At 62.5% G+C, this 20167-nt stretch carries 20 protein-coding genes; 6 read left to right on the forward strand and 14 right to left on the reverse strand.

Annotation, left to right across the window (positions count from 1 at the left end; translation table 11 throughout):
• Position 1: 1 nt before the first annotated feature.
• Positions 2-820 carry an MBL fold metallo-hydrolase gene (locus tag NKI29_RS03070; protein ID WP_352568617.1) on the forward strand — a complete coding sequence of 273 codons (819 nt, stop codon included), beginning with the start codon at positions 2-4 and terminating at the stop codon, positions 818-820.
• A gap of 195 nt (positions 821-1015) precedes the next feature.
• Positions 1016-1606, forward strand: coding sequence for a hypothetical protein (locus NKI29_RS03075; RefSeq protein ID WP_352754740.1), 591 nt, complete (start codon positions 1016-1018; stop codon positions 1604-1606).
• A gap of 102 nt (positions 1607-1708) precedes the next feature.
• On the opposite strand, the gene NKI29_RS03080 is transcribed toward NKI29_RS03075, so the two are convergent.
• From NKI29_RS03080 to NKI29_RS03095, 4 genes are read right to left on the reverse strand one after another with little or no spacing between them, the layout of a single operon-like run.
• The gene (locus NKI29_RS03080) at positions 1709-2263 is read right to left on the reverse strand and encodes a DUF2076 domain-containing protein (protein ID WP_352754737.1); all 555 of its coding nucleotides are present in this window, start codon (positions 2261-2263) and stop codon (positions 1709-1711) included.
• 32 nt (positions 2264-2295) lie between these two features.
• Complete coding sequence (locus NKI29_RS03085) at positions 2296-3003, reverse strand: Bax inhibitor-1/YccA family protein (RefSeq protein WP_352568614.1); 708 nt, start codon at positions 3001-3003, stop codon at positions 2296-2298.
• A gap of 24 nt (positions 3004-3027) precedes the next feature.
• Complete coding sequence (locus NKI29_RS03090; RefSeq protein ID WP_352448928.1) at positions 3028-3801, reverse strand: anti-sigma factor family protein; 774 nt, start codon at positions 3799-3801, stop codon at positions 3028-3030.
• The gene (locus tag NKI29_RS03095) at positions 3798-4331 is read right to left on the reverse strand and encodes a sigma-70 family RNA polymerase sigma factor (protein ID WP_502896622.1); all 534 of its coding nucleotides are present in this window, start codon (positions 4329-4331) and stop codon (positions 3798-3800) included. Before NKI29_RS03095 ends, NKI29_RS03090 begins: the two co-directional genes overlap by 4 nt.
• Before the next feature lie 218 nt (positions 4332-4549).
• Between NKI29_RS03095 and NKI29_RS03100 the strand changes: the two genes are divergently transcribed.
• Both NKI29_RS03100 and mazG read left to right on the forward strand, forming a co-directional pair.
• Positions 4550-5734 carry an amino acid aminotransferase gene (locus tag NKI29_RS03100; RefSeq protein ID WP_352568613.1) on the forward strand — a complete coding sequence of 395 codons (1185 nt, stop codon included), beginning with the start codon at positions 4550-4552 and terminating at the stop codon, positions 5732-5734.
• Positions 5735-5873: 139 nt separating this feature from the next.
• Positions 5874-6698 carry a nucleoside triphosphate pyrophosphohydrolase gene (mazG, locus tag NKI29_RS03105; protein WP_352568612.1) on the forward strand — a complete coding sequence of 275 codons (825 nt, stop codon included), beginning with the start codon at positions 5874-5876 and terminating at the stop codon, positions 6696-6698.
• Positions 6699-6704: 6 nt separating this feature from the next.
• Here mazG and hflX read toward each other — a convergent pair whose 3' ends face one another.
• The 8 genes from hflX to dusB form a co-directional block, all read right to left on the reverse strand.
• Complete coding sequence (gene hflX, locus NKI29_RS03110; protein WP_352568611.1) at positions 6705-8096, reverse strand: GTPase HflX; 1392 nt, start codon at positions 8094-8096, stop codon at positions 6705-6707.
• Complete coding sequence (hfq, locus tag NKI29_RS03115) at positions 8097-8342, reverse strand: RNA chaperone Hfq (RefSeq protein WP_006202172.1); 246 nt, start codon at positions 8340-8342, stop codon at positions 8097-8099. It abuts the gene before it with no gap.
• A gap of 145 nt (positions 8343-8487) precedes the next feature.
• The gene (locus NKI29_RS03120) at positions 8488-9351 is read right to left on the reverse strand and encodes a D-amino-acid transaminase (protein ID WP_352568610.1); all 864 of its coding nucleotides are present in this window, start codon (positions 9349-9351) and stop codon (positions 8488-8490) included.
• Between the two features lie 88 nt (positions 9352-9439).
• On the reverse strand, positions 9440-10801 hold the full coding sequence (gene ntrX / locus NKI29_RS03125) for a nitrogen assimilation response regulator NtrX (protein ID WP_023675072.1): 1362 nt from the start codon (positions 10799-10801) through the stop codon (positions 9440-9442).
• Positions 10791-13076: a sensor histidine kinase NtrY-like gene (locus NKI29_RS03130; protein WP_352502927.1), complete on the reverse strand. Its 2286-nt coding sequence runs from the start codon at positions 13074-13076 to the stop codon at positions 10791-10793. Before NKI29_RS03130 ends, ntrX begins: the two co-directional genes overlap by 11 nt.
• A 128-nt stretch (positions 13077-13204) precedes the next feature.
• Entirely contained in the window at positions 13205-14665 is a 1461-nt protein-coding gene (ntrC, locus tag NKI29_RS03135; RefSeq protein ID WP_254817199.1) for a nitrogen regulation protein NR(I), read from the reverse strand.
• Positions 14662-15804, reverse strand: a complete 1143-nt coding sequence (locus NKI29_RS03140; RefSeq protein WP_352568608.1) for a two-component system sensor histidine kinase NtrB — start codon at positions 15802-15804, stop codon at positions 14662-14664. The genes ntrC and NKI29_RS03140 overlap by 4 nt, the downstream gene beginning before the upstream one ends.
• Positions 15801-16826 carry a tRNA dihydrouridine synthase DusB gene (gene dusB / locus NKI29_RS03145; protein WP_352795545.1) on the reverse strand — a complete coding sequence of 342 codons (1026 nt, stop codon included), beginning with the start codon at positions 16824-16826 and terminating at the stop codon, positions 15801-15803. Before dusB ends, NKI29_RS03140 begins: the two co-directional genes overlap by 4 nt.
• A 180-nt stretch (positions 16827-17006) precedes the next feature.
• On the opposite strand from dusB, the gene NKI29_RS03150 reads away from it, so the two are divergent.
• Positions 17007-18227, forward strand: a complete 1221-nt coding sequence (locus tag NKI29_RS03150; RefSeq protein WP_352568606.1) for a bifunctional 2-C-methyl-D-erythritol 4-phosphate cytidylyltransferase/2-C-methyl-D-erythritol 2,4-cyclodiphosphate synthase — start codon at positions 17007-17009, stop codon at positions 18225-18227.
• The gene (locus NKI29_RS03155) at positions 18224-18733 is read left to right on the forward strand and encodes a CinA family protein (protein WP_352568605.1); all 510 of its coding nucleotides are present in this window, start codon (positions 18224-18226) and stop codon (positions 18731-18733) included. Before NKI29_RS03150 ends, NKI29_RS03155 begins: the two co-directional genes overlap by 4 nt.
• Here the strand turns inward: NKI29_RS03155 and NKI29_RS03160 are convergent.
• Complete coding sequence (locus tag NKI29_RS03160) at positions 18709-19170, reverse strand: type II toxin-antitoxin system RatA family toxin (RefSeq protein ID WP_023675079.1); 462 nt, start codon at positions 19168-19170, stop codon at positions 18709-18711. The genes NKI29_RS03155 and NKI29_RS03160 overlap by 25 nt on opposite strands.
• A 12-nt stretch (positions 19171-19182) precedes the next feature.
• Positions 19183-20148, reverse strand: a complete 966-nt coding sequence (gene lipA / locus NKI29_RS03165) for a lipoyl synthase (RefSeq protein ID WP_023675080.1) — start codon at positions 20146-20148, stop codon at positions 19183-19185.
• Between the last annotated feature and the right edge of the window lie 19 nt (positions 20149-20167).

The raw sequence follows: 20167 nt of genomic DNA on the forward strand, positions 1-20167 counted from the left end.
CATGAGCGACCGGTTACGTCTTACCGTCCTCGGCTGCGGCTCATCGCCGGGCACGCCACGCATCACCGGCGACTGGGGCAATTGCGATCCCGCGGACCCCCGGAACCGGCGCACGCGCACCGCAGCGCTCGTCGAGCGGATCGCGGCGAGTGGCGCCCGGACCACGGTCGTCATCGACACCGGCCCGGATTTCCGCGAGCAGATGCTGCTGGCATCGGTCAAGCGCATCGATGCGGTGGTCTATACACATCCGCATGCCGACCATATCCACGGCATCGACGATTTGCGCGGCTTCGTGCTCGAGCAGCGCCACCGGATCGACATCCATGCGGATCAGGCTACCATGCTGCGCCTACGCGAGGCGTTCCGCTACTGTTTCGAAACACCGAAAGGCAGTTCGTATCCGCCGATCGTCAACGCCCATATCATCGACCACCACAGGCCGGTGGTGGTCGCAGGCGAGGGCGGCGCCCTCACCCTCGAACCGCTGCTGCAGCTCCATGGCGACATCACCTCGCTGGGTTTCCGCATCGGCGGGCTGGCCTATTGCCCTGACGTCAGCGACTTTCCGGAGGCGACCGCCAAGCGTTTGCGCGGGCTGGACATGCTGGTCATCGACGCGCTGCAATACACCGTCCATCCGAGCCATCTGTCGCTTGGCCAGGCGCTTGGCTGGATCGAAAGACTGGCGCCGAAGAACGCGGTGCTGACGCATATGCATGTGCCACTCGACTACGCTACGGTAATGGCCGAGACGCCGGCCAACGTCGAGCCTGCTTATGACGGCATGACGATCGAAATCCCTTACGAATCAGCGTGAAAGACTAAGTTTTTACCGCCTGGGTTCCCGAGTTGGATCTCGCGAGGTGCTATCTTCACGTCACATCCAATCGGCCAACTAGTTCCATAATCTATCTTATGCGACTACGCCTATAGCATCCGTTGGCGGCGAGATCAGGCCGGTCACTCTTAGACATTCGCAACAGCGGCAACGGGCATGCTAGGGTTGCGAATCATGAAAACGCTTCCGCTGCTTGCAAGTCTTGCCCTCACCCTCGCCTGCGCCCTCACTGGCGCGCGAGCGCAGGACTTTGATCGTGCGCCAGGCGAGAACGACCTGGCTTTCGCCAAACGTGTTGTTGGGTTCGCCGACAATGCTGATCCGCACACCGCAGTAGTGAGCTGGAACGGCCTCCAGACACTCTTCGTCGATTACCAGACCGCTGAGGACTATCCGGAACGCCCGCTCGTCGCGCTGCAACGGCTAGCTGACAATAGATATCGCGCAATCCAGGTCACAATCGGTGAACAAGAGGGCGACACACCGGACATAGCGCTCGGCCTCGCCAACGCCGACCACGACCCGGCGAAGGAACTGATCGTGATACTTTCCTGGGCTCAGATGCACTACGATGTCGAAGGGACGCTCTACGAAGTTCGCATCTTCGATGGCCCTAAGCCAGGCCAGAAGGCGCTGACTCAATTGAAAGCGAGCCGGAAGTTCGACGCCACATGCGACTGCCATTGGCGCGACGGCACAACGAAGCACTTCCGCTTCAAGACGATCGCGGCGGTCAAGGCTGAACTGAAGCGCCTGGGCTATTAGCCGCCGGCGAGGGCTCGCTTCCCGGATGTTGCCCTCGCCACCTCGCCTATGCTGACCCGCAATCGTCACCAGCGCCAGCACAGGCACAGGCTGGGTCGCTCGTCAGAACTCCATATCACCGAAGTCACCGCCATTATCGGAGCTGGAATCGCCTGCCTGATCGGCTTCGTCCGGCTGCGGCGTCGGCTGTTCAGCTGCCTTCGCTTCGCTGCCGCCAAACACGCCGGCGATCGCGTTGCCGAGCAGCACGCCGCCCGCCACGCCCATCGCGGTCTGCGCGGCGCCGGCAAGAAAACCGCCGCCTGCCCGCTGTGGCGTGTCCTGCGGCCCTTCAGTTGCAACGGAGGCGGTGCGCCCTACCCGCGGAACCGAGCCTGAGCGCCTGCCGCCGCTGCGGCCGAAGAAGCCGCTGAGCGGTCCACCGCCGGCCGGCTGCCGCGCCTGCTCCTCCAGTTCTTCTATGCGCGCCTGAGCTGCGTTCAGGGCCTGCTCCTGCACCACGATCGTCTGGGCCATGTAATATGGCGCCCCAGGCTGCTGGGTGATCTGGTCCTGGATGAAGCGCTCTGCTTCGGCATCGCGCGGCGGCGCCTGGCGCTCGGCGCTTGCCAACTTCTCGAAGAGCTGTCCGATCGCTTGCTGATCGTTTCTGTCCATGATGTCCAACTCCGGTCCTGGTTCAACGCCGGCTATTCGCGCTCGCCGGTGAAGTTCAACAGCAGTTGGAAGATGTTGATGAAGTTCAGATAGAGCGAGAATGCACCGAAGACAGCGAGTTTCTGCTGTGATTCCGCGCCGAAGTTTTCTGCATACTGCTCCTTGATCGTCTGGGTATCCCAGGCGGTGAGGCCGATGAAGACGGCGATGCCGATCACAGAGATCGCGAATTGGAGCGCGGTCGAGCCCAGGAAGATATTGACGATGCTGGCGATCACCACGCCGATCAGGCCCATGATCAGGAACGACGAAAACTGCGTCAGGTCGCGTTTGGTCGTGTACCCGTAAAGGCTGGTCGCGCCGAACATGGTGGCGGCGACGAAGAAGGTGCGTGCGATGCTGGTGCCGGTAAAGACCAGGAACACGGAAGCCAGCGACAGGCCCATGACCGCGCAGAATGCCCAGAACATCGCCTGGGCGCCGGCTGCCGACATCGCCTGCATCCGAAACGAGAACAAGACCACAAAGGCCAGCGGGGCCAGCATCACCACCCATTTCAGCGGTGTGGAGAAGATCGGCACGTAAAGAGCGGGCGTGGAAGCCACCACGAACGCGATCACGCCCGTAACGACGAGGCCAAGGCCCATATAGTTATAGACGCGCAGCATGTGCCGGCGCAGGCCTTCATTGTAGACGGCTCCGGCTCGGGCTTCGGCCCCGATATATCCGAGATTGTTCATGTGGTTCTCCTTCTTGCAGGTCGATCAGTAAAGCGTTTTGGCGAGGGCTTCGGCCGTGCGATCGAGACCGCCGACATCGCTGCGTCCGACGACCGCGTAGGCGACCTCGCCGATCTGGAAATAAGCCGAGGAAACTTCGCCCGAGGGAACGACGGTCGGCTTGACGACGTCGAATGTTCCGGGCCTGATCGCGAACAACGAGACCAGCCCCATCTCTTTCGTCTCGACAGCCATCTCGACGCTCGGTCCGAATTGCGATGGATAGATCTGCACGTCACGGACCGTCCAGTCCGCTGGCAGCGATGGCATCACGATCGCCGTCGCGGCGCGGATTTCGTCGGCATTGTAGCCGGGTGCTTCGGGTTGCGACGACATCGCCTCGCGCACGAGCGTCGTGCGGTGCGCCCGGACCGCGTCCTCCACATAGGCCGGCGGATGGGTCGAAGCGACGACTTCCGTCACCGATATCGGTCCGATGAGCCCGTTCGCAAGCCAGCCGGCAGCGACGAAGACAGCGACTGCCGCAGCTCGCTGCAAAGCACCAAGGACGCGGCCGCGCGCCAATCCCCGCTCCAGCCGCCGTGCAGCATCGGCCGTCGCGGGCCGCGCCATGCCTTTCGATCCGGCAAGCGCCACGCGCAATTCGTCACGCATCCGTAAGTCGGACATCACCCGCGCGGCCGCGTCCGGGCGGGCCGAAAGGAACGCCTCGACCTCGATGCGACGAGCCACGTCCAGCTGATCGTCGACATAGGCGTCGAGATCGGCGTCGGTCACGGGATCGCGCAGTTGGTTCATGATCCACCTCCGACGATCTTCAGATGGCCTTTCGCGCGTGCCGGCACCGCGTCCTCCATCTCGCGCAGGGCCGCACGCGCCCTGCCGATGCGCGACATCAGCGTGCCAAGCGGCACGCCACTCACCTCAGCGGCCTGGCTGTAGCTAAGCCCCTCGATGGCGACGAGATGCAACGCCGAACGCTGCTCCTCCGGCAATTCGAAAAACGCTTCGCGCACCTGCGCCAGACGGACCGAATGTTCCTGCGGAGCCTGGACATTCGCCTCGGCGAGATAGCCGGCCTGTTCGATGCGCATTGCTTCGGATTTGCGGGACCGCAGACCGTCGATGAATGCATTATGGACGATCGACAGCAGCCATACGCGAAGATTTCCGCCGGAGCGGAAGCTGCCGCGTCGCTCATAGGCACGCACCAGCGCATCATGCACCAGATCCTCTGCATCGGCGCTGTCGCGCGTCAGCGAGCGTGCATAGCGGCGCAGCGAACCGAGCTGTCCCAGAATATCGAAGCGTGGCATCGGCCGTTTCATGTCCTGTTTACGGAGCAGGTCGGGATGTTAATCCCGCTCTCCCCGAAATTTTCTTACGGCTCGCCGCGTTCTCGTCCTGGGAGATATCGGGCCCGCTCTCGCCCGCCAGATAGTATCGGCCGCCCTCGAGGCAAACCGGCGCCGAGTTGGCGCATATGAAACTGCTGGCAAAGTACGGCCGGTTTGCGTATCACTCCGCCGCCAACGGAACCTTATCGATGTTCGAAAATCTCCAGCCCGCGCCTGCCGACAAGATCCTGGCCTTGATCGGTCTCTATCGCGCCGACCCGCGTCCCGACAAGGTCGATCTTGGTGTCGGCGTTTATAGGGATCGCGACGGCAAGACGCCGGTGATGCGCGCGGTGCGCGAAGCCGAAAAGCGGCTGCTGCAGGGCCAGGATACCAAGACCTATCTCGGCCTTGCCGGCGATACCGCCTTCAACGCGGCGATGGCCAGGTTGGTGTTCGGCCCAGCCCCCGACCTGACGCGCATTCGTGCGGCGCAGGCGCCAGGCGGCTCCGGCGCGCTGCGGCTGGTAGCAGAGCTGCTGAAAAGGACCCGCACCGACGCGATGGTCTGGCTGTCGGATCCGACATGGCCGAACCACATGCCGGTGATGCGCGCCGCTGGCCTGCAGACACGCGAATATCCCTATTTCGACGCTGCTTCTGGTGCGGTTCGCTTCGACGACATGCTGAATGCATTGAGAACCGCCAATCCTGGCGACGTCGTATTGTTGCATGGCTGTTGCCATAACCCGACAGGCGCCAATCTAGACATCTCGCAATGGGCTGCCATTGCCGATCTTGTCGTTGAGCGCGGCCTGCTGCCCTTTGTCGACATCGCCTATCAGGGCTTTGGCGAGGGACTTGATGCGGATGCCGCCGGCTTGCGCCTTCTGGCGGCAAAAGTTCCGGAAATGGTCGTTGCCTCCAGCTGCTCGAAGAACTTTTCCGTCTATCGCGACCGAGTCGGTGCAGCGCTGATCATGGCGAAAGGTGGCGCGCAGGCGGATTTGGCGATGGGCCAGATGCTGTCGGCGGCGCGCGCCATGTATTCGATGCCGCCGGACCACGGCGCGGCGGCGGTGCGCATCGTGCTTGAAGACCCCGCATTGCGTTCCGACTGGGAGGCAGAGCTTGAAGAGATGCGGCTGCGCATGCTACGGCTGCGCGTCCAGTTCGCCGAGGCGCTGCGGCGGCAGTCCAACTCCGACCGTTTCGATTTCGTCGCCAGCCATCGCGGCATGTTTTCCCGGCTTGGCCTGTCGGAAGCGCAAGTCGAGCGGCTGCGCGCCGAGCATGCCATCTACATGGTCGGCGACAGCCGCATCAACGTTGCCGGCCTGCCCGAGGACGGCATGGATGCGCTCGCCAAGGCGATAGTCTCCGTGCTCGACTGATACTTTTTGCTAGTTAGTATCTTTTCCGGAAACCGGCTTCCACTTTCGGATCATGGTCTGGCCGCCCATCTGTGGACAAGACGCCCTCGCCGGCTGAAGCCGTTGGCCGCGCGGCCGGGTACAGGATAGCGTTCGCCTGATGAAACCCTCGAAAGACATTTCCCGGCTGATCGAGATCATGGCCGCGCTGCGGGCGCCGGAAACCGGCTGCCCGTGGGATATCGAGCAGGACTTTTCGACAATCGCGCCGTACACGATCGAGGAAGCCTACGAAGTGGCGGACGCCATTGCGCGCGGCGATCTGGACGATCTGCGGGATGAACTCGGCGATCTCCTGCTGCAAGTGGTCTACCACGCGCAAATGGCCGAGGAGGCCGGCGAATTTTCATTCGGCGATGTGGTCCTGGCCATCACCACAAAAATGATCCGCCGCCACCCCCATGTCTTCGGCGACGACAAGGCGCGCAGCGCCGGCATGGCCAAGGGCATGTGGGAAAAGATCAAGGCAGAGGAAAAGGCGGAGAAGCGCAGTGCGCGCCTCGCCCGTGGGCTCGACCCGGAAGACCATGGCAAGGGCTTTCTCGACAGTGTGCCGGTCGCCCTGCCCGCGCTGACCCGGGCGCTCAAGCTGCAGGAAAAGGCCGCCCGCGTCGGCTTCGACTGGAGCGAGGCGGCGCCGATCCTCGACAAGATCGAGGAGGAGATCGGCGAACTACGCGAGGCGCTGGCCAAAGGCGACACTGCGCCGATCGAGGACGAGTTCGGCGACATGCTGTTTGCGGTCGTCAATCTCGGCCGGCACCTCAAAATTGATTCCGAAGCGGCACTCAGCGGCACCAACGAAAAATTCCGGTCGCGCTTCCACTATGTCGAGCGGACGCTGCAAGCGTCGGGAAACAGCCTCGAAGAGGCGACGCTGGACGAGATGGAAGCGCTCTGGCAGCAGGCAAAAAGCGCGAAGTAAACGCCTCTACCCGTTGTTTTGACGGCGCAATCGGCTTTCGATCTCTTGCCGAGCGCTGTGTGTAGCCTTGAGCGCGACGGTTACGCTGCCATCCTCATTGTCGTCGCGCGAGATGATGTCGCCGTTGCGGTAAAGCCAGTCGACGACGCCGAGTTGGTCGGGCTTGAGTGTGACGGTGAACGTCTCCAGTTCGCCCGACATCATCGTCTCGATGATCGCCTTCAGCGCATCGATGCCCTCGCCGGTTACCGCCGATATGGCGATCGGCGGTGCCTTCTTGCCGTCAGCACCATCGGCAAGCAGCCGCGCCCGGTTGCCCTCGTCGAGCCGGTCGATCTTGTTCCATACTTCGATGACGCGCTTGCTATCGCGGGCATCGACGCCGAGATCGGCAAGGATGCGCTCGACATCTTCGGCCTGCGCGGCCGTATCGGGATCGGAGATGTCGCGCAGATGAATGACGAGGTCTGCCTCGACCACTTCCTCCAGCGTCGCCCTGAAGGCCGCGACCAGATGCGTTGGCAGGTCGGAAATGAAGCCGACCGTATCGGAAAGGATGATCGGCGTGCCGTGCGGCAGGCGCACGCGGCGCAGCGTCGGGTCGAGCGTGGCAAACAGCATGTCTTCGGCCAGCACCCCTGCTCCGGTCAGCCGGTTGAACAGAGTCGACTTGCCGGCATTGGTGTAGCCGACGATCGCCATCACCGGAAATGGCACCTTCTTGCGCTTGGCGCGGTGCAGGTCGCGGGTGCGGCGCACAGTTTCGAGCTCGTGCTTCAGCTTGGTGATCTTGTCCTGCAGCACACGCCGATCCGACTCGATCTGGGTCTCGCCAGGGCCGCCGAGAAAGCCGGCGCCGCCACGCTGGCGCTCGAGGTGGGTCCAGCTCCGCACAAGGCGGCCTTTCTGGTAGTTGAGATGGGCAAGATCGACCTGCAGCGTGCCTTCCTTGGTGCGGGCGCGCTCGCCGAAAATCTCCAGGATCAGCCCGGTGCGGTCGAGCACCTTGGCGTTCAACTCTTTTTCGAGGTTGCGCTGCTGTACCGGGGTCAGCGGATGATCGACAATGACCACTTCCGCGTGGCCCTCTTTGACGATCTCAGCGAACTCCGCCACCTTGCCGCTGCCGAGCAAGGTCGCCGGGCGTGGATCGTTGACGGTCACCACCGCCGTGTGGACCAGGTCGAGGTCGATTGCGCTGGCGAGGCCGACGGCCTCGTCGCGACGAGCCTCGGCGGAACGGCTCAGGCGGGGGCGGTTGGTGTCGTCGTCGCCACGCGGCTGCCGGGTAAGCACCGGCACGATAACCACCGCCCGGGTCGGGCCGTTGGCCTCTGTCCCGGTCTGATGTGCTGGTTTTCCGCGAACGCTGCGGTCCGCGTCTTTCTCACGTGCCAATCAGGCGCCCTGGCTTTCCTCACCATCGAACATCTGAACCGGCTGGCTCGGCATGATCGTGGAAATAGCGTGCTTGTAGACAAGCTGGGAATGGCCGTCGCGACGCAGCAGAACGCAGAAATTGTCGAACGAAGTGACCACGCCGGTCAGCTTCACGCCGTTGATGAGAAAGATGGTGAGTGGATTTTTGCTCTTGCGAACTGAATTCAGGAACAGGTCCTGAAGATTTTGCGATCGTTCCGCCATTGTTCTTGTCTTTCGCCGATCCCCTTCGGTTTGCAGGCCAATGCGCCAAATTAGCCGGCACATGTCAAGCACGCAAACACCATCTTGCCGTCAGTAACGACAAGCAGAACGAGATATATTGATGTTCATTCCATCTGTGCGGTTATCAGGCTGGACTTTTTTCCGCAACGTCAAAAAAGGCCTGCCGTAATGAAACTGTTATCGAGCCCGGGTGGCCGTTGGCGACGGGAGTGCCATCGATCGCCACCACCGGCATGGCAATCGTGGTCGCGGAGCTGATGAAAACCTCGCGCGCGGCCTTGGCTTCAGCCACCGAAAAACCGCGCTCCTCGATCTTCAGGCCGAGCTTGGCGGCCACGTCGAACAGCGTCGTACGGGTGATGCCGCGCAGGATGCCGTGCTCGGCCGGCCGCGTCACCAGCACGCCATCCCCGGTGATGATCCAGGCGTTCGACGATCCACCTTCCTTGACGGTGCCGTCGACATCGACGAACCAGGCCTCCTGAGCGCCGGCTTCCTTGGCTTTCTGCTTGGCCAGCACGTTCGGCAGCAGGCCGACCGACTTGATATCGACCCGATCCCACCGGTTCTCCGGCACTGTGATAACCCGGATCCCGCTCTCGGCCCGCTTCGCGGCAGCTGCAGGATCGGCTTTTTTGGCGGTCACCACCAGCGACGGCTTCGTGTCCGCCGGCGGGAAGAAAAACTCGCGGCTGGCGACGCCGCGTGTCACCTGGACATAGACCAGGCCGTCGACGACATGGTTGCGGCGCACCACCTCGCGCATGACGAGCGGCAGCACGCCGCGCGTGATCGGCCAATCGATCGAGAGTTCGGCAAGTGAGCGGTTCAATCGGGCGAGATGGCGCGGCATGTCGACGATGAAGCCTCGTGCCACCTCGCAGACCTCGTAGACGCCGTCGGCGAATTGATAGCCACGGTCCTCGATATGCACGGAAGCTTCGGCGTGAGCGACGTAGCGCCCGTTCACATAGGCAATGCGCGGCATGGCTAATCCCTGAGAGAAGTCCAGCTTTCTTATGCGATTCCAAGACCGCCGTAACCGATAATTGCGTGGGCCACGACTGGTTTGGCTGTCAGACGCCCAGCGACTTCAGCTTGCGGTGCAATGCAGAGCGTTCCATGCCGATAAACTCTGCCGTCTTCGAGATGTTGCCGCCAAAACGGTTGATCTGGGCGATCAGATAGTCCTTCTCGAATTGTTCGCGCGCTTCCCGCAGCGGCAGCGCCATTATGTGCTGATCGGATTTGTTTGGAGTGCGCGGCATGACGTCGCCGATCTCGGCAGGCAGGAGATCGGCGGTGATCGGCGCATCGACATCGTCGCCGCGCGCCAGGATCATCAGCCGCTCGACATTGTTGCGCAACTGGCGAACGTTGCCCGGCCAGTTATGCGCCTGCAGCACCGCCAGCGCGTCGTCGCCGATGCGGCGCGGCTTGATGCCGGCCTGGCGAGCGATCTGCTTCATGAAATTGTCGACCAGATAGGGAATGTCCTCGCGACGCTCGGCCAGTCCCGGCACCATGACCGGAACCACGGCCAGGCGATGATAAAGGTCCTCACGGAAACGGCCGTCGGCGATCATGGCTTCCAGGTTCTGCGAGGTCGACGAGACGATGCGCACGTCGACCTTGACCCGCTTGGTGCCCCCTACCCGCTCGAACTGCTGTTCGACCAGCACGCGCAGGATCTTGTTTTGCGTCTCGCGCGGCATGTCGGCCACTTCATCAATGTAGAGAATGCCGCGATGGGCTTCCTCCAGCGCGCCGACCTTGCGTTCGACGCCGTTCGATTCGGTGCCGAACAACTCGATCTCCATACGCTCAGGCGTGATGTTGGCGGCGCTCAGCGTCACAAACGGTGCACTCTTGCGCGCCGACAGTGCGTGGATGGCGCGCGCCGCCAGTTCTTTGCCCGAGCCGGAGGGGCCAATGATCATGACGCGGCTGTTGGTCGGCGCGACGCGCTCGATGGTCTGGCGCAATTGGCTCATTGCCGACGACATGCCGATGAGGTCGAAAGTCTCGCCGCTGCGCAGCTTGAGATCCGAAACCTCGCGTCTCAATTTGGAGGTTTCGAGCGCCCGTTCGGCAATGAGGATCAGCCTGTCGGCCTTGAATGGCTTTTCGATGAAATCATAGGCGCCGCGGCGGATGGCCGAGACTGCCGTTTCGATATTGCCGTGGCCCGAGATCATCACCACCGGCAGGTTCGGGTGCATCGTCTTGATCTCGTCCAGCAAGGCCAGGCCATCGAGCCGCGAGCCCTGCAGCCAGATGTCGAGGAAGACCAGCCTGGGTGCCCGGTCGGCAACCGCCGCAAGCGCGCTGTCGGCGTCAAACGCCGTGCGTGTTTCGTGACCTTCGTCGCTCAGGATACCGGCGACGAGTTCGCGGATGTCTTCCTCGTCATCGACGATGAGAATATCAGACGCCATTACCGACCTTTTCAGTTTCTTTTTCGTGTTCCGTCTTGCCCTCGCCGCGTACCGGAACGGTGGCGGCAACCGGCAGGATGATGCTGATCATTGCACCCCGCCCATCGTGGAAGTCCGCTGGTGCATCGTGCAATTCGAGTCGCCCGCCATGGTCCTCCACGATCTTCTTGACGATAGCGAGGCCAAGCCCGGTGCCTTTCTCGCGTGTCGTCATGTAAGGCTCGAGCAAGCGCTGCCGGTTTTCGCGCGGCAAGCCCCTGCCGTTGTCGATGACGTCGATTCGAATCGCGCCATTCTGACGCCCGGCTTGAATCCGGATTATGCCGTGCGGACGATCCTCTGCATCAAGTCCGTCGATGGCTTCGGCAGCATTCTTGATGACGTTGCCGAACGCCTGCGCCATCAGCCGGCTGTCGAATGTGCCTTTGAGCGGCTCATTGCCGAAGACGCGCTCGAAGGTGATGTCGGCGCGGCTCACTTCGACCAGGAACGAGGCTTCGCGCAAGGAATCGCGCAGATCGATGGCCTTCATTTCCGGTTTCGGCATGCGGGCGAACGCCGAGAACTCGTCGACCATGCGGCCGATGTCCTCCACTTGCCTGATGATGGTGTCGGTGCATTGATCGAAAACCTCACGGTCCTCGGTGATGACCTTGCCGTAACGGCGCTTGATGCGCTCGGCCGAAAGCTGGATCGGCGTCAGCGGGTTCTTGATCTCGTGGGCAATGCGCCGCGCCACGTCGGCCCATGCGGAGGAACGCTGTGCCTGGACCAGATCGGTAATGTCGTCGACTGTCACGACGTAGGATTTATCCTCCGAACCGTCGTCGCCGGCTTCAATCGTGATCTGCACGTTGAAGGTCCGTTCAGTGCCGGCACGATAGAAGGTGACCTGTTCGCGATAGACCGGCTTGCCCGACTTGCGGCCGATCTCGAAGACGCGGCCGACATGCGGCAGCACGGCGGAAAGGTTCTGCCCAAGCGCTGCCGTGGCGGATATGGCCAGCATCGTTTCGGCCGAACGGTTGACGATGGTGACGATGCCATATGGATCGACGCCGATGACCCCGGCGGTGACGCCGGCAAGCACCGCCTCCGAAAAGCGTCGCCGCTCGTCGATCAAATCCTTGGCCGACAGGATCTCGTTGCGCTGCGATTTCAGCTCCATCAGCATCTTGTTGAAGGTGTCGCCGAGCGAGGCGACGTCGCCGTCGGAGGGGCGGACTGGCACGGCCACATCGAGATTGCCGGTAGCGACCTCGTCGGCCGCGCCGATGAGCTGACGAATCGGCCGCACCAGGCGGTCGGCCACCGCAATGCCGGTCCAGATGGCGGACAGGATGATGATCAGCGTCAGCGACAGATAGGGAAGCGCGAAAGCCACTTGCGAGGTGCGGCGATTGTCTTCGAGACCGCGATATTCGGCGGTGTTGGATTTGACGATCTGCCGCGCCTTGATCACCTCGGGATCGACGAGGCGAATGGTGTAGAGATAGAGGCCGTCGATCTCGCGCAGCTTGACGATGGCACCCATGATGTTGCGGGTGCGCGGTTCTATCAGCACCGGCTTGCCGTCGGCAGCGCTTGCCACGGCGCCCTCAGGCGGCTCCGGCATGGCAAAGTCCGCGTCGGTCTTGGCGCTCATAACGAAGGAACCATCGGGCTTGATGAGTGCTGCGTGCGCCAGCGAGCGTCCCACCGCCTCCTTGTTCATGAGGTCGAGAAAACCGGTACGATCGAGGCCGTAAAGCGTGCGCGAAGCGTCGAGGTCGTAAGCCATCGACAACGTCGTGCCCTGAAGATTTCGCGCGTTTTCCTGCACATAGGCGTCGGCGATCGACAATGACGAATTGACGATCGTCTTGGTGCGGATCTCGAACCAGCGGTCGAGGCCGATGTCGAGCGTGATCGACGCGATGATCGCCACCATGATCGCGGGGATGGCGGCGACTAGCGCAAACATCGCCACTATGCGCACATGCAGGCGCGACGCAGCCTTGCCATGCCGTCGTGCCATCAGGATGCGATGCACCTCGCGGCCGACCAGCAAGATCAGAAACAGGACGAACGCCGCATTAAGCGCAATCAGCGCCAGCGTCGTCCTCGCGTCGGGCGTGATCGGCGTCGCGCCGACCAGAATGGCGAAGGAGATCGCCGCCGTCACCAGCGCACCGGCAACGGCGATCACGCCCGGCAGCGCAAGCAGCCGGCGACCGTCTCGCGCGCCCGTATTGCTGAAAAGCGATTTGCTCAGTGTCGGTGCGTGCAGGGCCATGTCGCCGTCTAGAGCCAGTGATTGCGTCGGATGTATGCAACGCATTGTGGCGATTATGCAACAAGTGTGGCCGAGACGGAAATCTTTCGGCAATCGATCCCCTGGAAAGCGCTCGTAAAGGGATTCGTCTAGACCTGCCTGGACGATTTGTAGACGTTGACGCCGAGTTCGCGAATCTTCTTGCGCAGCGTGTTGCGGTTGAGTCCGAGCAATTCGGCGGCCTTGATCTGGTTACCGCGCGTTGCGGTCATCGAGGCGAGGACCAGGGGATACTCGACCTCGGAGAGGATTCGCTGATAAAGGCCGGCCGGCGGCAAGTCGCCGGCAAACGAGGCAAAATAGCGCTGCAGGAAATGCTCCACCGCCTGGCCGATGGAAAGGTCGTCGGGAATGAGGTTGCCGCCACCTGGAACGACAGGCCTTTCGCCGGTCTTCAACTCCGCCTCGATGATCTCCGCTGAGATCTCGTCCTGCGAATACAGTGCGGCCAGTCTGCGGATGAGATTTTCGAGTTCGCGCACGTTACCGGGCCATGGGTAGCGCTTCATCAGCTCGATGCCGCCGGTGGAAATGCGCTTGGTCTGCAAGCCTTCACTGACGCCGAGCTTGAAGAAGTGGCGGACGAGGTCCGGAATGTCCTCCGAGCGCTCGCGCAGCGCCGGCAGCCTGAGCGGCACAACGTTCAAACGGTAGAACAGGTCCTCGCGGAAAAGCCCCTGATTGATCAGTGTGCGCAGGTCCTTGTTGGTGGCAGCGACGATGCGCACGTCGGTCTTGATCGGCGTGCGGCCGCCGACCGTGGTGTATTCGCCCTGCTGCAGCACACGCAGCAGCCGCGTCTGCGCTTCCATCGGCATATCACCGATCTCGTCGAGGAAGAGCGTGCCGCCTTCGGCCTGCTCGAAACGGCCGGTGGAGCGGTTCTGTGCGCCGGTAAAGGCGCCCTTCTCGTGCCCGAATAGTTCCGATTCGATCAGGTCGCGTGGGATCGCCGCCATGTTGATGGCGACGAAGGGGCCACCACGACGACGGCCATATTCATGCAGCGCGCGCGCCACCAGTTCCTTGCCGGTACCCGATTCGCCCGAGATCATCACCGTCAGGTCGGTCTGCATCATGCGCGCCAGCATGCGGTAGATGTCCTGCATGGCCGCCGAGCGGCCGACCAGCGGCATCGTTTCAGGCGGCTCGTCGGCACGCGTATCGATCTTGGGCCGCCGCGGCTCGGAAAGCGCGCGGTTGACGATGTTGAGCAGCTCCGTCAGGTCGAACGGTTTCGGCAGATATTCATAGGCTCCGGTTTCGGAGGCCCGGATCGCAGTCATGAACGTGTTCTGCGCACTCATGACGATGACCGGCAGTTCCGGTCGCGCCTTCTTGATGCGCGGCAGCATGTCGAAGGCGTTCTCGTCGGGCATGACAACGTCGGTGATGACCAGATCGCCCTCGCCCGCCGCCACCCAGCGCCACAGCGTCGAGGCATTGGAGGTGACGCGCACGTCGTGACCGACGCGCGAAAGCGCCTGGTTGAGGACAGTGCGGATGGCCGCATCGTCGTCGGCGACGAGAATATTGCCGCGAACGGTCATTTGCGGTCTCCTTCACCGTCGTCGTCGGTGCCAAACTGAGTTTCTTTCCACGCCGGCATCAGGATACGGAAGGTGGTCCCGCGCGGCGTCGATTCGCATTCAATGATGCCGCCATGCTCGCCGACGATCTTTGCGACCAGCGCCAGACCGAGACCGGAGCCGTTCGGCTTGGTGGTGATGAAGGGATCGAACAGGATCGGCAGGATATCTTCGGAGACACCCGAACCGTTGTCGCGCACGCAGAATTCCAATGGCAGCGACACGCGGTCCTGCGTTCCGGGCACGGAAACACGGATGCCCGGGCGGAAGGCGGTCGACAGCATGATCTCGCCCTGCGGATCGCTGCCGATCGCCTCGGCGGCATTTTTTACCAGATTGAGGAATACTTGGATGAGCTGGTCGCGATTGGCAAAGACCGGAGGCAATGATGGATCATAATCCTCTAATATCTTGATCCTCTTGGCAAAACCGTTCTTGGCGATTGCCTTAACATGGTCGAGCACGACATGGATGTTGACAGGGTAGCGGTCGATCGGCCGCTCGTCGGAAAACACCTCCATGCGGTCGACCAGCGAGACAATGCGGTCGGTCTCGTCGGTGATCAGCCTGGTCAGTGCGCGATCCTCGTCGGACGCCGACAGCTCTAGCAACTGCGCCGCACCACGAATGCCGGACAGCGGGTTCTTGATCTCATGGGCAAGCATCGCGGCGAGGCCGGTGACCGAGCGCGCCGCACCGCGATGCGTCATCTGCCGGTCGATCTTGTCGGCCATTGAGCGTTCCTGGAACATTACCACGACGGAGCCTGGAAATTCCGTCACAGGCGCGACGTAGAGATCGACCACCTTCTCGATGCCGAGCCGCGGCGACGACACGTCCACCCGGTATTCGTTGACCGGCGCCCGGCGCTCGCGCACCTGGTCGACAAGCGTCAGCAGCGGGCTGCCGAAAGGAATGAGCTTGTGCAGCGTGTTGCGGGCGAGCACCGTGGCGCTCGACCGGAAAAAATCCTCGGCATCGGCATTGGCGAAGGTGATGAAACCTTGCGGATCGACCATGATCACCGGCCGGCGAATGGTATTGAGCACAATATGCGCGGCGTCCGCCATATCCGTGCTCTGTGTGACGGTGGCGTTCATGCCGCACTCCGCAGGTTCGCCGCTTCGGGAGCGGTTGAAAACATGTCGCGCAGCAACGCAATGACACGCCCAGGCTCGAAAGACGTGAGTATGGCTTTGCGCCGGTCATCGCTTGTGGCGGCGTGGCGGTCGAGATACCAGCCGAGATGCTTGCGTGCCTGGCGCAATCCGCTTTCCACGCCATAGAACGTCAGCATGTCTTCGTAATGGGCAATGACGTAATCGGACAGCGTTTGCGGGCTGGCCGGCATGCCAGATACCGGCTCGGCCAGCGCGGTCGCTACAATGCTGCCGGCCGTCCAAGGCGCGCCATAGTGCGCGCGGCCGATCATCACCGCGTCGGCGCCGGACTGGTCGAGGATCGACGCTGCCTCCGCCGGCGAGCCGACATCGCCATTGGCAACGACCGGGATCGAGACGGCCTGCTTGACACGTGCGATGGCACGCCAGTCGGCCGTGCCCTGATAGAACTGGCAACGTGTGCGGCCGTGCACCGTCACCATCATCACCCCGGCCTGCTCGGCGCGTCGCGCCAGCATCGGCGCGTTGAGCGCGCCTTCGTCCCAGCCGAGCCGCATTTTGACCGTGACCGGCACGTCGACCGCGCCGACTACCGCTTCGATCAGCGACAGCGCGTGGTCGAGGTCTCGCATCAGTGCCGAACCGGCATGGCCGCCCGTCACTTTTTTGGCCGGACAGCCCATGTTGATGTCGATGATGTCGGCGCCTTCGCCGACCGCGATTCGCGCGCCCTCGGCCATGTGCATCGCCTCGCGGCCGGCAAGCTGGACCATGTGGACAGGCAGCCCGGAATGACGGATGCGCAGGCCGGAACCAGCCCTGCCCTTTGCAAGCTCACCGCTCGCCACCATTTCCGAAACAACCAGCCCGGCGCCATGCGCATGGGCGCGCTGCCGGAACGGTTCGTCGGTAATGCCCGACATCGGCGCGAGAAACACGCGGTTGCGGATTCTCACGCCACCCACATCCAGCGGCGAAGCCAATTTGGTCACATCAGGCATGCACAAAAACCAAGCACCTTCGGTTGCTGCACATTCTCTAGCCAGAATGATGGCAATGTGCAACGCGCAATGTCGTGATATTAAGGCGGATTTGGGAAAATACGGATCGCCGCACCGCATCAATCCTGGGTCTTCCGAAAGCGATACCACTTTTCGGGATCATGCGCTAAGCGTCTCGGCATGAGAGATGTCAACGAAAAGCAAGCTGCGGACGACAAGGTCGCGGTGGTCATCGTTGCCGCCGGCCGCGGCGCGCGCGCCGGACAGGCCAAGGGGCCGAAGCAGTACCAGCAGATTGGCGGCGGCGCCGTTATCGCACGCACGCTCGACGCCTTTCTGACGCATCCGAAAATTGGAGCTGTCGTCGTTGCTATACATGCCGAAGACGACGCGCTTTTCCGCCGCGCCGCCGGCGCGAACGCCGACCGTGTCGTCGCGGTGATCGGCGGTACGTCACGGCAGGAGTCCGTCCGGCTTGGACTGCTGGCGTTGAGAAGCCATGCGCCGGGCCGGGTCCTGATCCATGATGCGGCTCGGCCGTTTGTCGATGCGGAACTGATAGACCGTACGATCGCCGCCATTGAAGAGCGCCAGGGAGCGCTGCCTGCTTTGCCCGTTGCCGATACGCTGAAGCGCGAAACGGCCGAAGGCATGATCGGCGAAACAGTGTCCAGGGCCGGGCTCCATGCCGCACAAACACCACAAGGCTTTCCGTTCTGGCCGATCCTGGCCGCGCACGAAAAGGCTCATCATCTGGGCAAGGCGGATTTTACCGACGATGCGGCAATCGCCGAATGGGCGCATATTCCGGTGAAGATCGTTCCCGGCTCGCCGGACAATGTCAAACTGACCTGGGCAAGGGATATTGCGATGGCGGATCAGCGGCTTTCCGGGGGGGCACGTTTTCCGGACATCCGAACCGGCAATGGCTATGACGTCCATGCCTTCGAGCCCGGCGACCATGTCACCCTGTGCGGCGTCGCCATTCCACACGACAGGAAGTTATCCGGCCATTCGGATGCCGATGTCGGTCTCCATGCCTTGACCGACGCCCTGCTGGCCACCTGCGGCGCCGGTGACATCGGCACGCATTTCCCGCCCTCCGACCCGCAGTGGAAAGGGGCCGCTTCACGCATCTTCGTCGAACACGCGGTGAAGCTGGTGCGCGAGGGCGGCGGGCGCATTGCCAACGCCGACATCACCCTGATCTGCGAGGCGCCGCGCGTCGGCCCACATCGCGAGGCAATGACCGAAGCGCTTTCGGCAATGCTGCGAATTTCGCGCAATCGCATCTCGATCAAGGCGACAACCAATGAGAAGCTCGGCTTCGTCGGCCGTGAGGAAGGCATAGCGGCCATCGCGACCGCCAGCGTTGTGTTTCCAGGGGATGTCCCCGAGTGAGCAATAGCGATCTCGCAGATGCCCTGCTTCAGGCCTGCCAGCAGCGCGGCATCATGCTGGCGACGGCGGAGAGCTGCACCGGCGGCATGATCATCGCCGCGCTGACCGACATCGCCGGCTCTTCCGCGGTGATCGATCGCGGCTTCATCACCTATTCCAACCAGGCCAAGACCGAGATGCTCGGCGTCTCGGCCGCTACGCTCGAGGCGCACGGCGCGGTCTCGCGCGAGACTGCGGTGGAGATGGCGGCCGGAGCCTTGGCGCATTCGCCGGCCGGGCTCGCCCTGGCGGTGACTGGCATCGCCGGTCCGGACGGCGGCTCTGCGGAAAAACCTGTCGGCCTGGTCTGGTTCGGCGTTGCCGTGGCTGGCCGGCCGGTAGTCAGCGAATGCCAGCTGTTCGCCGACAAGGGCCGTGATTTCATCCGCCGGGAGACGGTCCGACGTGCGCTTGAACTGGGTTTACGCGCGCTCGCCGCGGATCAGGCTGCCGATGGCGCGCCGTAGATGATTTCGGCACGTTTCTCGAACGCCTCGGAGAACATGCGGAAGGCGCGGTCGAACATGGTTCCCATGAGCGCACCCAGAATGCGGCTCTTAAACTCGTAGTCGATAAAGAAGCAGACGTTGCAACCGCCGCCGTCCGCCGGGTCGAAGCGCCAGACATTGCTGAGATATTTGAACGGGCCGTCGATATATTTGACGTCGATGGCGTTCTCGTCAGGCTTCAGCAGCACCTGCGTGGTGAAAGTCTCGCGGATCGCCTTGTAGCCGATGCTCATGTCCGCGATGAGCAGGGTGCGTCCGTTGCGTTCCTTGCGCGAACGAACCGTAAGTGCCTCGCAAAGCGGCAGGAATTGCGGATAGGATTCGATATCGGCAACCAGAGCGAACATCTGTTCCGGCGTATGCGCAACGCGGCTATGGGCTTCGAATTGTGGCATGAAACCAGTGTGTTAGGCGGACTTCCTGAGAAACGCTTCGCGCGCCGCGCGCAACCTAGCAAAGTCGTCCCCGGCATGGTGCGACGAGCGCGTCAGCGGGCTCGACGCTACCAGCAGGAAGCCCTTGGTCCTGCCGATCGTCTCAAAGGACTTGAATTCCTCCGGCGTGACGAAGCGGATCACCGGATGGTGCTTCTTCGACGGCTGCAGATATTGGCCGATGGTCATGAAGTCGACATTGGCCGAACGCAAATCGTCCATCAGCTGCAGGATTTCGTTCCGCTCCTCGCCAAGGCCGACCATGATACCGGACTTGGTGAAGATCGAGGGATCGAGTTCCTTGACCCGCTGCAAGAGCCTGATCGAGTGGAAATAGCGCGCACCCGGCCGAACAGTCAGATAGTTCGACGGAACGGTCTCGAGATTATGGTTGAAAACGTCCGGCTTGGCCGCCACGACGATCTCCAGTGCACCGTCCTTGCGCAGGAAATCGGGCGTCAGGATTTCGATTGTCGTCGACGGGGTTGCTGCCCTGATCGCACGGATGACATCGGCAAAATGCTGGGCCCCGCCATCGGCGAGATCGTCGCGATCGACGGAGGTGATGACGACATGGCTCAAGCCCATTTGCTTGACCGCATGCGCGACACGCGCCGGCTCGTCGGGATCGAGTGCGGTCGGGATGCCGGTGGCGACATTGCAAAAGGCGCAGGCCCGCGTGCAGATGTCGCCCATGATCATGAAGGTGGCGTGCTTCTTCTCCCAGCACTCGCCGATATTGGGGCAGCCCGCCTCTTCGCAAACCGTCACCAGTTTGTGAGACTTCACGATTTCGCGCGTCTCGGCATAGCCTTTCGACATCGGCGCCTTGACGCGGATCCAGTCAGGCTTGCGCAGTACGTCCTGATCCGGCTTGTGCGCCTTTTCGGGATGCCGCAGGCGCGGCGCATTGGCAATCGTGTCGAGGACGGTGACCATGTGAAACCCGGCTCATTGG

This window comes from Mesorhizobium sp. M0678 (assembly GCF_040320505.1).
GTDB lineage: Bacteria > Pseudomonadota > Alphaproteobacteria > Rhizobiales > Rhizobiaceae > Mesorhizobium.

Excerpts from the sequence above, each read along its gene's own strand:
- ntrX (WP_023675072.1), bottom strand. The coding sequence starts at position 10,801 with ATGGCGTCTGATATTCTCATCGTCGATGACGAGGAAGACATCCGCGAA.
- dusB (WP_352795545.1), bottom strand. The coding sequence starts at position 16,826 with ATGCCTGATGTGACCAAATTGGCTTCGCCGCTGGATGTGGGTGGCGTG.
- NKI29_RS03085 (WP_352568614.1), bottom strand. The coding sequence starts at position 3,003 with ATGAACAATCTCGGATATATCGGGGCCGAAGCCCGAGCCGGAGCCGTC.
- NKI29_RS03120 (WP_352568610.1), bottom strand. The coding sequence starts at position 9,351 with ATGCCGCGCATTGCCTATGTGAACGGGCGCTACGTCGCTCACGCCGAA.
- NKI29_RS03090 (WP_352448928.1), bottom strand. The coding sequence starts at position 3,801 with ATGAACCAACTGCGCGATCCCGTGACCGACGCCGATCTCGACGCCTAT.
- NKI29_RS03160 (WP_023675079.1), bottom strand. The coding sequence starts at position 19,170 with ATGCCACAATTCGAAGCCCATAGCCGCGTTGCGCATACGCCGGAACAG.
- mazG (WP_352568612.1), top strand. The coding sequence starts at position 5,874 with ATGAAACCCTCGAAAGACATTTCCCGGCTGATCGAGATCATGGCCGCG.
- NKI29_RS03150 (WP_352568606.1), top strand. The coding sequence starts at position 17,007 with ATGAGAGATGTCAACGAAAAGCAAGCTGCGGACGACAAGGTCGCGGTG.
- NKI29_RS03070 (WP_352568617.1), top strand. The coding sequence starts at position 2 with ATGAGCGACCGGTTACGTCTTACCGTCCTCGGCTGCGGCTCATCGCCG.
- hfq (WP_006202172.1), bottom strand. The coding sequence starts at position 8,342 with ATGGCGGAACGATCGCAAAATCTTCAGGACCTGTTCCTGAATTCAGTT.
- NKI29_RS03130 (WP_352502927.1), bottom strand. The coding sequence starts at position 13,076 with ATGGCCCTGCACGCACCGACACTGAGCAAATCGCTTTTCAGCAATACG.
- ntrC (WP_254817199.1), bottom strand. The coding sequence starts at position 14,665 with ATGACCGTTCGCGGCAATATTCTCGTCGCCGACGACGATGCGGCCATC.
- lipA (WP_023675080.1), bottom strand. The coding sequence starts at position 20,148 with ATGGTCACCGTCCTCGACACGATTGCCAATGCGCCGCGCCTGCGGCAT.
- NKI29_RS03140 (WP_352568608.1), bottom strand. The coding sequence starts at position 15,804 with ATGAACGCCACCGTCACACAGAGCACGGATATGGCGGACGCCGCGCAT.
- NKI29_RS03095 (WP_502896622.1), bottom strand. The coding sequence starts at position 4,331 with ATGAAACGGCCGATGCCACGCTTCGATATTCTGGGACAGCTCGGTTCG.
- NKI29_RS03100 (WP_352568613.1), top strand. The coding sequence starts at position 4,550 with ATGTTCGAAAATCTCCAGCCCGCGCCTGCCGACAAGATCCTGGCCTTG.
- NKI29_RS03075 (WP_352754740.1), top strand. The coding sequence starts at position 1,016 with ATGAAAACGCTTCCGCTGCTTGCAAGTCTTGCCCTCACCCTCGCCTGC.
- NKI29_RS03080 (WP_352754737.1), bottom strand. The coding sequence starts at position 2,263 with ATGGACAGAAACGATCAGCAAGCGATCGGACAGCTCTTCGAGAAGTTG.